This is a genomic window from Staphylococcus sp. URHA0057 (assembly GCF_000620265.1).
Classification (GTDB): Bacteria; Bacillota; Bacilli; order Staphylococcales; family Staphylococcaceae; genus Staphylococcus; species Staphylococcus pasteuri.
This window is the reverse complement of record NZ_KK211096.1, coordinates 180,460-196,308: the sequence shown is the minus strand read 5'-3', so window position 1 is coordinate 196,308 and position 15,849 is coordinate 180,460. Positions and strand designations below refer to the sequence as shown.

Sequence of the window (15,849 nt, the reverse complement as noted above, 5' to 3'; positions counted from 1 at the left end):
CAACATATTTCTGTGTCATTATTATCATTTTATATTTGTTTTTATTAATTTTGGATGATTGGCTCTACTTTTGCATTTGTCATAGAAATTAAGTCTTCCACCCCTATAATCATTTGCATACCTCTTTGTCCACCACTTACGTATACTTTATCGAGTTGTCGTATAGATTGATCTATAACAGTAGGAAATAAATGTTTCATTCCTATAGGTGAACAACCACCTCGAATATATCCAGTAACTTGCTTCAATTGATCTAAAGGCATCAAATTTAACTTTTTCTCGTTTACAACGTGGGCAGCTTGTTTCATGTCTAACGTTTCCTTTACTGGTATGACAAATACAAAATGATTATGGTTGGCATTTTCTAATACAAGTGTTTTATATACTTCTTCTACTTTAGCATTAACAAGTTTGGCTATTTGTTCACCTGTTTGGTGTTCTGCAGTCACTTCAAATATATTAGTTTTATAGTTAACTTTCGCTCTATCTAACATTCGCATTGCATTCGTTTTTTTCGTTTTACTCATTATGTCACCTCTAATATTACTTTACTAATCGCATTTCATTTTACCACTAATAAGTTATATATTGTAAACGCAAAAAATAACACATACTCTTTTTAAAAAAGTACGTGCTATTGTATGTCTGAATGATTTGCCCCTACTTGACCATTACCATTCACTGAGATATTTGTTTGTTGATTTTTCTGTTGATTCACATATAAATACTTTGAATCTTGTTGTTGTTGATTAACTTGTTTTAAATCGTATTGTTCATCTAAATGTTTATTTGCATAATTAATTGCAATAACTTTGCGTTCTCTTGGCGTAAAGTCAGTTTCTGATAATCTATGATTGTCTTTTTTTACATATGTAGTCTTTTGATGTTTTACATCGTTATTATTATTGTCATTTTTTTCAGAAGCTTTGGCTGTTTTAAAGTCAGTTATTTGAGTTGTTTTCTCTATAACAGAAAGTTTATTTGCTTTTGAAAATGTACAAATGGTTTGATGTACTTTAGCTAATGCGTTTTGATTCGTTGCTAAAAATATTAAACCAATTAAACAAATAGTCAAAATAACTGCAAATATACTCAATAATAAGTTTTTCAAATTCATCCCCTTACCCACATTTCTTAATTGATTTTTGTCTATCTTAACATAGTCATATTCAATTTCAGTTATGTAGGTCACAATTTAAATAGATTGTAATATTTGTAACAGTATTATTACTAAAGTTGTTATTTTTGTTACATAAAATCATTAAAAAACGAAATAACTTGATTTGATTCTTTATTTTAATCTATTTTTTACATCAAAATTTATTTCTTTAGTTTCTAATTGTTCGAATACTATATCAAAAATTTAAAAAAGTTTTACTGTTTTAAAAAGGTGCTATGTTTTCATAAATATCAATTTATCAAAAAAGCTGTTCACGTACGTTAAAAAGTACAATGAACAGCTATCATTTTAAAATTTACTTTTGAGTGATATTTTTTCTAACTACTTTTTCAATAAATATAATGACAATACCACTTAATGATACAGCTATTGCCATATATAAAGGAAATTCTATGTTCACATCAAATAAGGCACCAGCTACTAATGGTCCCATAAAATTCCCCATACTTGTAAATGTTGAATTGAGTCCGCCTGCAAATCCTTGACGATTACCTGCTATATTTGAAAAATAATTTGTAATAGCCGGTCTAATCATGTCAAATCCTATAAAAACAATGAAACTAATTAGCATTATAGTCCAATAACCTTGTGCAACAATAAGCATCACTAGAACGATTGCTGAATATAATAATGAACAAGCTATAAAGTTTAACTCACTAGTATACTTCATGAATTTATCAAAGAAGAAAACTTGGAATAGTGCGCCAAAGATACCGCCACCTGTGATTGCAATTGAAATATCTTTTGGTGTGTAACCTATTTTGTCTGATGTATAAAGTGAAAATAGTGTTTCAAATGCTGATAATCCGAATGCAAGCACTAACGTTAGAATTACTGGTGTTAAGAAAACTTTCCAATTAATTTTAGTTAATAATTCTGGATCATATTGTGGGAAACCAGCAGTTGTAACTTTTTTCGGATTGTGAATAACAATCAATGACATAATAAATGCGATAATACCTAGACCACCTGCAAAGTAGAAAGGTAATCTATGTGAAATCTCTGCTAAAAAGCCCCCAAAACCAGGTCCTAAGATAAAACCGGAATTAATAATCGCAGACATATAACCAAAGTTTTTTGCTTTATCTTGCGATGGTGAAATATCGGCAATAAGACCAGTAACACCCGGCATAACCATACCAGCACTTAGTCCACCTAAAACACGTGAAATAATTAGGATTGAAAATGAATGACCCATCGCAAACATAAATTCAGAAATTGAAAATAAGACTAGACCTATACATATAATTAATTTTTTTCCTAATTTATCTGCTAATCCACCACCAAAAGGTGAAATAATCATTTGCGCTAATGCAAACACAGCAACTAGTATACCTAAATCGCTACCTTTTAACCCTAAATCTTTAAGATAAACAGGTAGTACTGGAATAACCAGTCCAATTCCTAAGAATATTAGAAATATATTAAAGTAGAGTGTAAATAATTGTTTTCTCATAATGGTGTCCCCCTCTCTAACAATGCATAACTTACTTAATATGACATGATTCGTTTAAATAAATTCTTATTATACATGAAAGATATGTTTTAAAAGTCCGTTCATTGTAATACATTTTCAAAAAAATTAACAGTAAGGCGTTTTAATAATGTAATCATTTAATTCCAATCTTATTTTACTATAATAAATATTTAACTTTCATACTCTTTTAGTTGATTACTGTTGCTCATAGCGATATTATTAAAACTCAAATATTTTTTACGCTTTAAAAGAAAAAATATTAAATCAAATTTCAAAAACGATGTTATGAAAGTAGTGTTTATCATGCAACCTCGATATATAGCAAGAATCTATTTTATCATTCTATTTACTATATCCTTGTTCGAAACAAAAATATTCAACTTTATGACTTTAAATTTATTTTTAGCATATATTCCATTTGAATTGTGTTTATTATTAAAGTTATTTAAACCAATGAAAAAATTTGAATGGCCATTATTTGTCATATTTGGAATGATCTTTTTATTACTTGTTCCAAATACCTTTTACATGATTACTGATTTAATTCATTTAAACCAATTTCAATTCAACTTCTTAATTGGATTAAACTTAAAAGAATGGATTTTCTTTACTTATTTAATGCTAGGTGTCTTTTTAGCAATGTATGTTATGATATTGATTTTCATGGAAATCTTACATTTTACAACACATATTTGGTTGAACCGAGCATTAGTTATTATTCTTATGTTTTTAAATGGTTTAGGCATTTACATGGGTCGTTTTTTAAGAATTCATACTGTTTATTTAATCAATGAACCCCTTAAAATCTTTTACGAAGTTATAAGTGTGTTTAATCTTAAAACATTTATATTTGTATTATTAATGGTCATCATGCAATCAGCAATCATTTTATTTGTAAAAGGAGTTCGACTACAAAAATGATTTTTAACTTACTTATCTTATTAGTAATTATTGTAATTATACAGCTCATTATCGGACATTTTATTCACGATATTGGGTTTAGCTATGCTAAAAGTATTATTTTAATGTTTTTACCTCTAGGAATAGGATTGTTTATTTTACAAGTTTTTTATTATGAACGACGTTTCCCTAATTGGAATGTTCCATTAGGCGTTAAATTACGGTTAAAATATATGTATATTTTAACGTTTTTCGAATATGTAGCAGTGTACGTTTGCTTATTTTGGCTTAAATAAAATCTTATGGTTGTTAATAGTAATGACGTTTTGAATATTACACTTCAAAATATTACTATTAACAACTTTTTTTATGACAATGACTTGAATAATGACATTACTCGCTCGCGGCTATCGTTATGATTCACCATTTGTTTAGGGTAATTTTGACCTAATTCAATCCCTTGCTGCTTCAATTTCTTTTGATTTTTCTTGGTATCATGCAATAACTTTGCATCGACATCATTAAAAACGGGTAACCATCTTTTTATATATAATGCTTTAGAATCAAAACGTTCACTCTGTCTCATCGGATTAAACATTCTGAAATATGGCACGGCATCTGTACCAGTTGATGCAGACCATTGCCATCCATGAACATTAGACGCACTATCATAATCAATCAGTTTATCTTTAAAATATGCTTCTCCCCATGTCCAATCTATTAATAAATCTTTAGTTAAAAATTGAGAGGTTACCATTCTCATTCTATTATGCATATAACCAGTTTGATTGAGTTCTTCCATTGCAGCATCAATAATTGGAAAACCTGTTTCTCCATTTTTCCATTTTGTAAATTGATGTTCATTATTTACCCAATCAATGTGTTGGTATTTTTCTTTAAATGCTACATTTGCAGTTTCTGGATATTGCGTCATTAATACATAATAAAACTCTCTAAAAATTAACTCTCTTATAAAAGCTTCATAATTTGATTCATCCATGTCATAACCTTGTAGTAAATCATTAAATACTTGAATAATATCAATAAGACCATATGCCAAAGCAATGCTAAGTTGACTGGTCAACACTTCAGGAAGATATTCTCTATTTGATTCATAATTTTGAATATCATGTTCTAAAAAACTTTGCCATTGTTGCTGAACGTCTTTTTCTGCTAATCCTCTATCTTCAACATCTAGTTTCAATTTCTTTTCAGACGATGATGTTTTATTGGCTATATCTTTTAATTTGTATTGATCTATTTTTCTTTGCATGACGTATGGGCGCCATTTTTTATAAAAACTTGTAAACACTTTATATGGTTCGCCTTGATTATTAAATGTTTTCTTCGGATTAAAATAATGTTGTACTCTTATGGGTTGGACTTCAATTGAAGCTTTATTGAAATGTTGTTTTTGATGAGGATAGTCATATTCTTCTTTATGATAACTCATAATATCACTAGCCATAACAACCTTATCCAACTCTTGTGACTCACAAAATTCAATTAATTGATCGTAATCAATCATATTTACTGAAATATGATTGTTATGTAATTCATTTACAAATTTCTTTAACGTTCCTTTATAAAATGTCTCTTTTAATTGTGAATGATCTCCAAATTGCTCTACAGGAATGATAAACACACATGATTCAATATCATCTAAACACTGATAAATATACGCTAATAATGGATTATGATTTATTCTAAAAACTCGATTTAATACAACACCTATTTTCATTCTATTGTTACCACCTATTATTTTTTATAGTTTGTTTAATACCCTACTATGAGTTTAATTAATACATATAAAAATAATAAATATATGCTGCAATCAATAATAATGAAGTAAATAAAAATCCAAATATTAAAATAAGCTTGAGAACAATAGTTGCTCTCAAGCTCTTATAAATCATAGCTCTGATATTTCCCAAGAAATAAAACAAAACCTATAGCTATATTTTTATACTAAACCTAACCATTTCCAGTAAGTTAAACTGAAAATAATAACAAGAATGTATCCAACAATAGTTAATGGAATACCTGATTTCAAGAAATCTTTAACAGTAAATGTATCAGTTCCGTATGCAAGCATGTTTTGAGGCGCACTTACTGGTAATAAGAATCCAAAACTAATAACAAATTGTTGTATTAATACAAATCCAATAGATTGATCTCCTAAATGTAACGTAGATGTTAGTGAAATAAAGACAGGAATCAATGCAGAAGATAAACTAGTAGCACTCGCAAATCCTAAGTGTATTAAAATATTAAATAATGTAATGAGTGCTATTGTCGCAATAATAGGTAATCCTTTAAGTCCCATCAACCCGAATGTTTGGTCACTTAACCATTGTGCGGCACCTGTTTTTAACAATACATTACCTAATGAAATACCAACACCAAATACAATAATTGTGCCCCAAGGTATTTTCTTTTCTACGCCTTTCCAAGTAATTACACCAACTTTAGGCATCAACATAATACCTAATGCTATTAATGTAATTGAAGCAGAATCAATAGGATGTAATACCTTTTCAGTTGACCAAAATAGTAATAGTAAAACTGAAATAATAATTAAACGCCATTCACGAGGTTTAACAGGACCTAATTGATTTAATTCTTCTTTAATTAGCGCTTTCCCACCCTCAATAGATTCTCGTTCTGACGGCATGACTTTTATCATAATAAAATAAAGGGCAATAGACATTAGTATTGACCATGGTGCAGCATATAAGAACCATTCGCCCCATGAAACGTCATGGCCTAAATTTTGGTTAATAAAATTAATTGCAACAATATTTTGTGCTGCAGCTGTTTTAATACCTATATTCCAAATCGAAACAGCTTGAACAGATGTAATAATTAAAAGTGAAGCAAGTTTACTTTCTTTTGATACTTTAAATGCTGCGATCATACCTAATAATATAGGTACTACAGCTCCTGCTCTTGCAGTTGCAGAAGGAACAAAAAATGCTAGTACTATGGAAACAAGAATAGCACCAATAACAATGTTCTTTGTTTTATTTCCAACAATAGATAATACTAATAATGCTAAACGTTTGTGTAAGTTCGTTTCTTGCATAGCAGCTGCTAAAAATAATGCTGCTGCAACTAAGGCTACTGCAGATGTAGAGAAACCACTAAACGCTTGTGTTAAAGCATTATTAGTCCCTAACATCTCACTACCTTTTATAATAGCATCACCATTTTTGGGATTACCTAATTGTTCTGATAAGTTTTGAACTGGACTAAACCCAAGTAACAGTATGATTAAACCTAAAATTAACGTCGCTGAAACAGGGTAAGACACCGCTTCTGTCACCCACATAATTACTGCAAATGCTAAAATAGCTAAAGCCATTTTAGCCATAATAGGCAACCCAGCTGGTGTAGGTAAAAGTATAATGGCAATTAATATAACAAAGCTTACAATTATCCATATAGGCTTATAGCCTTTTTTCTCTTTCTTACCTGGTTGGTTATGAACATTCTGGGAGGATTGTTTTGCTTTAGACATGTGCACCTACTCCTTATTATCATTATCTTGTTACTATAAATTATATCAAGAAAACGCTTTATCCAATATAACCAATTACAAAAGACACACAATACTCAATTTTCAAAATAAATATTATACAACTAACTAAACTACACTCAATTAAATATTTTAATCTATGTTAAATTTAATTGGAAATGAATTATTTTAGTTTGTATTTAAGCGTTTCTTTAACCTTTTCCACTGATAATGCTGATTTATCCAATTGTTCACGTTCAGAATCACTTAAATTCAACTCAACGATATTTTCCACACCATTTCTTCCTAATTTCACAGGTAATCCTAAACAAATATCGTCATATCCATATTTACCTTGAGCATACGTAATTGCTGCTAATATACGATGCTTATCTTTCAATATTGTTTCAACCATTTCATAAACCGCTGCAGCAGGAGCATAATAAGCTGAACCATTTCCTAACAATTGAACTATTTCAGCACCGCCTTTGCGTGTTCTATCAACAATCTGTTCTATTATATTTTGTTCTAATAATTCAGCTATTGGAATGCCATTGACTTGAGTAGAATTGATTAATGGCACCATTGTATCGCCATGTCCACCTAATACTAAGCCTTGTACGTCTTCAACAGACACATCAAGTTCTTTGGCAATGAATGTTTGATAACGCGCACTATCTAATACACCGGATTGTCCTAATACTTTATTTTTAGAAAATCCAGAAGCAACTAATGCAGAGTATGTCATAGCATCTACAGGATTAGTTAATACTATGATAATGGCATTCGGTGAATATTTAGCTATTTGTTGTGCACTAAGGTGAACAATATCTTCATTAGTTTGTATTAAATCATCTCTACTCATTCCTGGTTTTCTAGCAATTCCTGCAGTTATGACTACAACATCTGAATCTTGTATTTCAGAATAATCAGCAGTTCCTTTAATATCTACATTAAAATTAAATATTGGAGCACTTTCTAGTATATCTAACGCTTTACCTTTAACCACATTTTCAGACTGTGGTCTATCAACAACAACTATGTCAGCGCTTTCATTTTGAGCCAAAATAAAAGCCAATGTAGAGCCAGTTTGCCCTGCACCAATAATCGAAACCTTATTTCGTTTATTCATCCTGCACACTCCCCAATCATTAAATATTAAAAAATAAAACTCTGATATTTCAATATTATTATAACATTGAAATATCAGAGTTTTTTAGTTGTATGTGTAATTTATTTTTTAATTTGACCAAAAATTTCATGATTTATACCAAAAACATATAACAGCGTAAAGAATGCTGCTCCGCTTAATATAGTTAACACAAGCGTTAATATGAGTGTACGTTTAAAGTGACGTATAAATGCAATAAAAAGTAGTCCTAAATTATACGCAAATAACAATCCGAATAAGGTCATTGTCACTAATATCTCGGGATAAAAAATATTGCATAATAGTACAATGACTGCAAATATTAAATAAGGAATCATAATTAAATTACGTTCAAATTTAAGTTGTTTCTGTCGTTTATCTTCATTATTCATTCTTTATAAATCCTTCCTAACATTTAATTATAAAATATCTCGACCTAATGCCGCAGTGTATATATCAAACCACTCTTGATCAGTTAATTCAACATTTAATCCAGCAGTAGCTGCATCAATTTTTTCAATAGATCGTGTTCCTAATATTGGCATCACCTCATTAGGATGTCTAATTAACCAAGCTATCATAATAGCAGAAACGTTCACTTGATATTTATTTGCTAAAGGTTCAATGACTGACATGAGGCGTCTACTTTTATCGTCAGAAGTATCAAACAGCTTACCTCCCGCAAAAGGACTCCAAGCCATCACTTTAACTTGATTTTGATACATTTTATCCATTACACCATTATGTAGTATATCTGTTTGCTATGGTGACAATTCAAGTTGATTGATACTAATGTGCAACTTATCATGATTAAGACTTTGTTTTAATAAATCATATTGCGTTTCATTAAAGTTAGATACTCCAAATGATTTAATTTTACCTTCATTAACCAATTCTTTTAGAGCATCTGTAATTTCATCGGGATTCATTAATGGTGACGGTCTATGAATCAATAAACTATCTAAATAATCTACATTTAATCGTTCTAATGAATGATTTACTGACTTAATAATGTGTTGGTGGCTATGATCATATCGGTGTCCATCTGTAAATGTTTGAGTTTCAGATGGTAAAACAATACCGCATTTTGAAACAATTTGTATTTGTTCACGCAATTGTGGTGATAATTTTAATGCTTTACCAAAAAGCGTTTCATTTTGATAATCGCCATAAATATCTGCATGATCCATAATTGTAATACCACGTTCTACAAGTTGATTAATAAAACGATTTAATGCTTGATCTGATAGTTGCCATTCATTAGCCCGCCAAAATCCTTGCACAATTTTTGAAAAATGAACATATTGGTTAATTTGTGTTCTTTCCATTATAATCACGACCCTTATTTTTTATAATGTATTCACTTCAGTTAGGAACAGTTGAAATTTAAATTAAGTAAATTGTAACATATCCAATTTATTTCTGAGTCGATTTACATCTATATGTTCCCCTATAATCACTATCGTTAATGGCATTTCTTTAGCTATAGCCCCAAAGTCTGGTAAACCATATGAATATTGAAACTCAATTGTTTCATTAGGATTGTCTCTAAATTTTAAATAACCTTTTAATCTCAATACATTTTTCGGTAATTGCATAATAAATTGGTAAAATAATTGACGGTCAATAGGACTAGTAAACGTATATTTCATACTAATAATACCGTGATGATGGTGATGTTGATGAAGTTTTGTTGTTTTATCTGTTTGGTTTCGAAGTTGACTGATGTCAAACTTTCCATAAGTAGTCAAAATATGCGGTGCACTCGGATTAATTTTATTTATTTCGTTCTCTATTTTATTTATTTCTTCAAAATCAACGCAATCCATTTTGTTAATGACTAATAAATCACTCATTTCAAGTTGCTCTTCCATTAACGTTTGTGTGGAACTAGTGTAATCATTCCTATTTAAAAATCTTTCAACATCCACTACACTTATAATTTGTGGCATGTCTATATTATCAACTATGGTTGGATCTTGACATGCAGCAAAGATTTCGATAGGATTAGCGACTCCTGTTGCTTCTATAATAATATGATTACAATCATCTTTTTGAATTAAAGATTGAATTTGATTAATTAAATCAGTTTTTAAGTCACAACACACACAACCATTAATAATTGATCGTACTTCTATATTTGAATCTAAATTTTGACTATCTACATCAAATGAGCCAAATTCATTCATAATCACTTTTATTTTCTCATCAATTTTTAATAATTCACTAATATAATGTGTCAGTAACGTAGTTTTACCACTACCTAAAAAACCGCTTATGATAGAAATTGATATTTTTCTAGATTTATTATTTTTCATTGTAAAATTCCTTTTCTATTACAAGTATTTTTAAAAATGATAACATAAATATTTAATTATCTTTTTGCTTGATTTAACGATAGATATCTTCTAAACTTTAAACATACTTTAATTTTAGCATGACATTGAATCACAGTGTGTTGTGAATTATATTCCGCACAACATAGACGGATTCCAATCCGAATAGAGAGAAAAACGGATAGAATGTCTGGAGGAGAACTTTAATGTCTGATCAACATAATTTAAAAGAGCAACTATGCTTTAGTTTGTACAATGCACAAAGACAAGTAAATCGCTACTATTCAAACAAAGTCTTTAAAAAGTACAATTTAACTTACCCACAATTCCTTGTATTAACAATTTTATGGGATGAATCTCCCGTAAATGTTAAAAAGGTTGTGACTGAACTAGCACTTGATACTGGTACAGTATCCCCACTATTAAAACGAATGGAACAAGTTGATTTAATCAAACGTGAACGTTCCGAAGTCGATCAACGTGAAGTATTTATTCACTTGACTGATAAAAGCGAAAAAATTAGACCCGAACTTAGCAATGCTTCTGAAAAAGTTGCAACTGCTTCATCATTATCACTTGATGAAGTGGATGAACTTAACCGTCTTTTAGGTAAAGTCATTGATGCATTTAATGAAGCTAAAGATAATTAATTAAGCTTTTGTCATGGTAATTTAAAGTTAAAGGTTAGAATCAAACACTTTCAAAGTATAAAAATGCTCTAAAGTACATCTCAGTGCTTTAGAGCATTTTTATTTTTCTAGAAACTATCAATCACATTTTTACTCATTGGTTCAATTGAGTTATTTTATATAAATATCCTTTATTTTGGATAAGTGAATGATAACTACCTGCTTCTTTGATTTCACCGTCTATCATAATTAAAATTTTATCAAAATATGGTAATAAACGTAAATCATGCGTAGCAACAATTAATGTTTTAGCTTGTTTATCAATTAATGTCATCAATTGATCCGTACGATGAGTATCTAGACCAGTAGTTGGCTCATCTAAAATCCATATATTAGCTTGATTTTTTAATAATAAACGTGCCATGTTTAATCGTTGAATTTCTCCGCCTGATAAAGTATTTCCATCCATTGTTATTTCTTGATTTAAAGCTAAATGACTCAAATTTAACGCTTTTAACGTATGCCGCATATCATCTTCATCACAATCTGTCAGTAAATTATCTTTGATGGTTCCGTCGAATAATTGTTGTGATTGTAGTAATGCATTGATTTGATGATATTTTTCTTCTTCTTTAATTTGAAATACATCTGTTTGATTTAACGTTACCTGTCCGCTGCTTACTTGATATAATCCTAACAAAACATGTAATAGCGTACTCTTACCGCTACCAGATGGACCGATAATAGCGACACGTTCACCTTCTTTAATATGAAATGAAACATGATTCAATACTGATAGTTCTTGATTGTCATATTTAAATGTTACATCTTTTACTTCATATAAATCATGTTCATTAGTTTTGTCTGAATCTGTATATAGATGTTCTTTGGATATATCATCGTTTTGAATAACTTCATTAATTTCTGATAACGATTGATCTGTATCTGCTTTATAAAAAGCTACATTACTCATTGGTACAGCTTGTTCAAACAAAGTTAATATCATTAATACAATACTGGTTAAATATACAACATCTAAAGAGTGTGTATGGACTTGAATAGCGCCCAAAACTAATGTAGCAAAAATTGATACCATAGCAATGATATTTAGTAAATAATCATAAACAGTTAAAAATCCCTGTTCTTTACTTTGCAATGCATCATATTGTTGTAAATGTTGTAATACATCATTCTTATAATCTTCGTCCTTATTAAAGCGTTGTAATTCTTGAAATCCTTCACGATAATCAAAAAATCTTGTTAAAAATTGTCTTTGTTGGTGTGATACTACTGTCTTCAATTTACGTGCTCTTTTAGCACTTAAAAATGGAACAAGCCATAATGTCAATATCATACTCGCTGCAATTAATATTGCATGTGCTGGTGAGATGAATAAATATACTGCTATCGTTATCAATGCAGTTATTCCTATGACAATAGGCGGATAATAAACTCTTAAGTATATGTTTTGTAATGCCTCTACTCCACTTACCATACGTGAAATTAAATCGCTAGAATTATATTTTCGATAAACATCTGGTACTACTCTAACCAGTCCTTTAAAGAATTGTGTTCTTACATTTCTTAACATAGTAAAGGTCGTACGATGAGAATATAATCTTTCATAATATCGAGATATCGCTCTTAAAAAACCAAATAGTTTAACCGAAACAACTAACACCATTAAAGCATATAATGGAGCTCCTAACGCACTTTCAGTAACCATATATCCACTTAGAAAGAACATCGCTAAAGCAACTAAACTCCCCACGACACCTATAGCTATTGCTATTACTAAATCTTTATCAATTTTAAATTGAATTCGTGACTTCATGATTCATCACCATTTTCTTTAACATTAACTGAAATATTTTTATCATCTTTAATAATCTCACCATCATGTATATATAAACGTCGTGTTGCTTGTCTAATTGTGGAGTCTCTATGAGCAATTATAAGTTGCGTCGTTGCTTTAAATTGATGATGCATCACGCTTTGAATCACTTGTTCCGTTTCTATATCTAAACCAGTTGCTGGTTCATCAAGTATGACTAAGTCTGGTTTCATTACAAGTAAACGACACAATTCAATTCTTCTCATCTGCCCACCAGATAACATTTCTCCACCATCACCAATTAGTGTATGGATTCCATTTTTTAATGATTGTACCTTTTCTTTTAATTGCACTTGCTCTAATGCTTCTAAAATAATGTCATCACTAACGTCATTAAACATTGAAATATTATCTTTAATTGTGGCAGTAAAAATGTATGGACGTTGACTTAAAATACCTATTTGCATTTGATCATATTTATATGAGACATGACCTTCTGTAGGTTTAAGAGATTGACTTATTAATTTAGCAAAGGTAGTTTTACCTGCCCCACTTGGTCCAACTAATGCGATGTGTTCATGTTCATTAATATCGAGAGTGACATGTTTAATTGAGAAGTCATTCCCCTTTTCATTACTATATTTAAACATGACATTGCTTAAGCTTATAAGTGGGGATTGGTTTGTATGATAATAATTTATAAGTACACCATTTTCTGATGTACTTTCTAAATATTCAAATACAACATCACTTGCACCTTCACTTTGTTTGCCCGTATGAAACGCTTGTCCTAAATCCTTAATGGCATTATAAAATTCTGGAGCTAAAATAATAGCGATTGCTGCTGTTTTAAAATCAATCGTATGAAAAACAACGAGACTCAGTGCTGCTTCTAATGCTACAAGTCCAATTCCTAATAAGCTGATAAACTCTAACATTAAACTTGATAAAAATGCACTTCTCAAAATTTTCATTGTTAAATCTCTAAAATGTGTACTATCTTCATAGATTTTATTTTCCGTTTGTTTTGTTCGGTTAAATAATTTCAAAGTGATTAACCCATGTGTCATATTGAGAAATCGTTGTCCAAATTGATTTAAATAAGTCATTTGATCCTTAGATTCATCCCGAGTTTTCAACCCAAATATAATATAAAATAATGGAATGAACGGTGCAGTTATGATCATTATCAATGCTGTGTTTAAATGAACAAAGCACATCGCAATCATAATAGCTAAAGGAATCATCATTGACTTAAATACTTGCGGCAAGTAACTTTGATAAAATGGCGCAATACCATTTATTGTTTCTGTTAAAAGTGTCATTTCCTCACCAACTGATTGTGTTGATTGGTGGCGAATCACTCGTTGACGCAAGTCATGTTTAACTTTAATAGATAAACGGTTACCTAATAATTGATTACAAAAATTCAAAGTTGCACGTATCATCAATACTACAAAAATAAAACTGAGTATAATCATTGGCGATTGTTTTGCTTTAAATAACATTATATTTAAAAAGTCTGCTATTGCTATATTCTGTAAAACTACAAATAATGCTAACAATATACATACTATTAGCATTAATGCAGGATAAATTTTATACTTAAATACTAATTGCATTAATTTTTCCACTAGATATTCACCTGATTTTTATTATAATCTCTATATTAAAGATTGAAAGATTAATGTACAACGATAGTGCTTTTGACAATTATATGACGACAAATCTTTCTCATACTTTGGTCTAGTGTTATTACTATTTGTAGCGTGCTTTGAAATGAGTATGCTATTATTATATGGTGAATTTGAAATAGTCAAAAAAACATTTAATATATGAAAGTAGGTACATTATGTTATTACTTGAATTAATCAAGGGGCTTATTTTAGGTATCGTAGAAGGTCTAACTGAATTTGCTCCTGTTTCCTCTACAGGACATATGATTCTTGTTGATGATATGTGGTTAAAGTCCACTAAATTTTTAGGTGAGCAATCAGCTTTCACCTTTAAAGTTGTTATTCAATTAGGTTCTGTATTTGCGGCAGCATGGGTGTTCAGAGAACGCTTCTTTGAAATATTACATATTGGGAAACATCAACCTGAGCAACAAGCGACTACTGGACGTCGTTCAAAACCAAAAAGATTGAATTTGATGCATGTTTTAGTAGGTATGATTCCAGCCGGTATTTTAGGTTTCTTATTTGATGATGTCATTGAAAAATATTTATTTAGTGTACCAACAGTTATGATTGGTCTTTTCCTAGGTGCAATCTATATGATTATCGCTGATAAGTATTCTGAAAAAGTAACTCATCCACAAACTGTAGATCAAATTAATTATTTCCAAGCATTCGTTATTGGTATTTCTCAAGCCATTGCTATGTGGCCAGGGTTCAGTCGTTCTGGTTCAACGATTTCAACTGGTGTCTTAATGAAAATGAACCATAAAGCGGCATCTGACTTCACATTTATCATGTCAGTACCAATCATGCTTGCAGCAAGCGGATTATCTTTATTAAAACATTATGAATATATTCATTTAGCGCATATTCCATTTTATTTATTAGGTTTCTTAGCTGCATTTATTGTAGGTTTAATAGCAATTAAAACATTCTTACATCTTATTAATAAAATCAAATTAGTACCGTTTGCAATTTATCGAATTATATTAGTAGTTGTCATAGCTATCCTTTATTTCGGTTTTGGTATAGGTAAAGGTATCTAATTAAACATTTTTAAGACTAATTACCGTTGAGAACAAGTTACTTTTCTCAACGGTTTTTTCTTACTTAACATTAATAAATAATACAATGTTAATTTTAAATC

The 15,849-nt window shown here is 29.9% G+C and carries 14 protein-coding genes and 1 pseudogene; 4 read left to right on the top strand and 11 right to left on the bottom strand.

Features of this window, described 5'->3' with window-relative positions; translation table 11 throughout:
• Positions 1-44: 44 nt before the first annotated feature.
• The 3 genes from ybaK to norA all read right to left on the bottom strand — a co-directional run bounded on the left by ybaK (position 45) and on the right by norA (position 2,636).
• Positions 45-527, bottom strand: a complete 483-nt coding sequence (gene ybaK, locus N524_RS0110425) for a Cys-tRNA(Pro) deacylase (protein ID WP_029056451.1) — start codon at positions 525-527, stop codon at positions 45-47.
• Positions 528-634: 107 nt separating this feature from the next.
• Positions 635-1,117: a hypothetical protein gene (locus N524_RS0110420; RefSeq protein WP_029056450.1), complete on the bottom strand. Its 483-nt coding sequence runs from the start codon at positions 1,115-1,117 to the stop codon at positions 635-637.
• Between the two features lie 358 nt (positions 1,118-1,475).
• The gene (gene norA / locus N524_RS0110415) at positions 1,476-2,636 is read right to left on the bottom strand and encodes a multidrug efflux MFS transporter NorA (protein WP_029056449.1); all 1,161 of its coding nucleotides are present in this window, start codon (positions 2,634-2,636) and stop codon (positions 1,476-1,478) included.
• 324 nt (positions 2,637-2,960) lie between these two features.
• Here norA and N524_RS0110410 point away from each other — a divergent pair, with 324 nt between their 5' ends.
• Positions 2,961-3,578: a DUF1361 domain-containing protein gene (locus tag N524_RS0110410; RefSeq protein ID WP_029056448.1), complete on the top strand. Its 618-nt coding sequence runs from the start codon at positions 2,961-2,963 to the stop codon at positions 3,576-3,578.
• Entirely contained in the window at positions 3,575-3,853 is a 279-nt protein-coding gene (locus tag N524_RS0110405) for a hypothetical protein (protein ID WP_029056447.1), read from the top strand. The genes N524_RS0110410 and N524_RS0110405 overlap by 4 nt, the downstream gene beginning before the upstream one ends.
• 71 nt (positions 3,854-3,924) lie before the next feature.
• Here N524_RS0110405 and N524_RS0110400 read toward each other — a convergent pair whose 3' ends face one another.
• The 6 genes and pseudogenes from N524_RS0110400 to N524_RS0110375 form a co-directional block, all read right to left on the bottom strand.
• Positions 3,925-5,298, bottom strand: coding sequence for a cryptochrome/photolyase family protein (locus N524_RS0110400; RefSeq protein WP_029056446.1), 1,374 nt, complete (start codon positions 5,296-5,298; stop codon positions 3,925-3,927).
• A gap of 222 nt (positions 5,299-5,520) precedes the next feature.
• Positions 5,521-7,077 carry an SLC13 family permease gene (locus N524_RS0110395; RefSeq protein ID WP_029056445.1) on the bottom strand — a complete coding sequence of 519 codons (1,557 nt, stop codon included), beginning with the start codon at positions 7,075-7,077 and terminating at the stop codon, positions 5,521-5,523.
• A 181-nt stretch (positions 7,078-7,258) separates the two neighbouring features.
• A complete protein-coding gene (gene mdh, locus N524_RS0110390; RefSeq protein WP_029056444.1) occupies positions 7,259-8,206 on the bottom strand; it encodes a malate dehydrogenase in 948 nt (315 codons plus the stop codon).
• 101 nt (positions 8,207-8,307) lie between these two features.
• Positions 8,308-8,616 (bottom strand): hypothetical protein, encoded by a 309-nt coding sequence (locus tag N524_RS0110385; RefSeq protein ID WP_017638397.1) that lies wholly within the window; start codon positions 8,614-8,616, stop codon positions 8,308-8,310.
• A 27-nt stretch (positions 8,617-8,643) separates the two neighbouring features.
• Positions 8,644-9,552: pseudogene (locus N524_RS12895) on the bottom strand (aldo/keto reductase).
• A 63-nt stretch (positions 9,553-9,615) separates the two neighbouring features.
• Complete coding sequence (locus tag N524_RS0110375) at positions 9,616-10,542, bottom strand: CobW family GTP-binding protein (protein WP_029056443.1); 927 nt, start codon at positions 10,540-10,542, stop codon at positions 9,616-9,618.
• Between the two features lie 224 nt (positions 10,543-10,766).
• Between N524_RS0110375 and N524_RS0110370 the strand changes: the two genes are divergently transcribed.
• Positions 10,767-11,210 (top strand): MarR family winged helix-turn-helix transcriptional regulator, encoded by a 444-nt coding sequence (locus N524_RS0110370; RefSeq protein WP_029056442.1) that lies wholly within the window; start codon positions 10,767-10,769, stop codon positions 11,208-11,210.
• A 133-nt stretch (positions 11,211-11,343) separates the two neighbouring features.
• Here N524_RS0110370 and cydC read toward each other — a convergent pair whose 3' ends face one another.
• Positions 11,344-13,023 carry a thiol reductant ABC exporter subunit CydC gene (gene cydC / locus N524_RS0110365; RefSeq protein ID WP_029056441.1) on the bottom strand — a complete coding sequence of 560 codons (1,680 nt, stop codon included), beginning with the start codon at positions 13,021-13,023 and terminating at the stop codon, positions 11,344-11,346.
• Positions 13,020-14,657 (bottom strand): ABC transporter ATP-binding protein/permease, encoded by a 1,638-nt coding sequence (locus N524_RS0110360; protein ID WP_029056440.1) that lies wholly within the window; start codon positions 14,655-14,657, stop codon positions 13,020-13,022. Before N524_RS0110360 ends, cydC begins: the two co-directional genes overlap by 4 nt.
• Positions 14,658-14,875: 218 nt before the next feature.
• Between N524_RS0110360 and N524_RS0110355 the strand changes: the two genes are divergently transcribed.
• Positions 14,876-15,748, top strand: coding sequence for an undecaprenyl-diphosphate phosphatase (locus N524_RS0110355; RefSeq protein ID WP_017638403.1), 873 nt, complete (start codon positions 14,876-14,878; stop codon positions 15,746-15,748).
• The last annotated feature ends 101 nt before the right edge of the window (positions 15,749-15,849 follow it).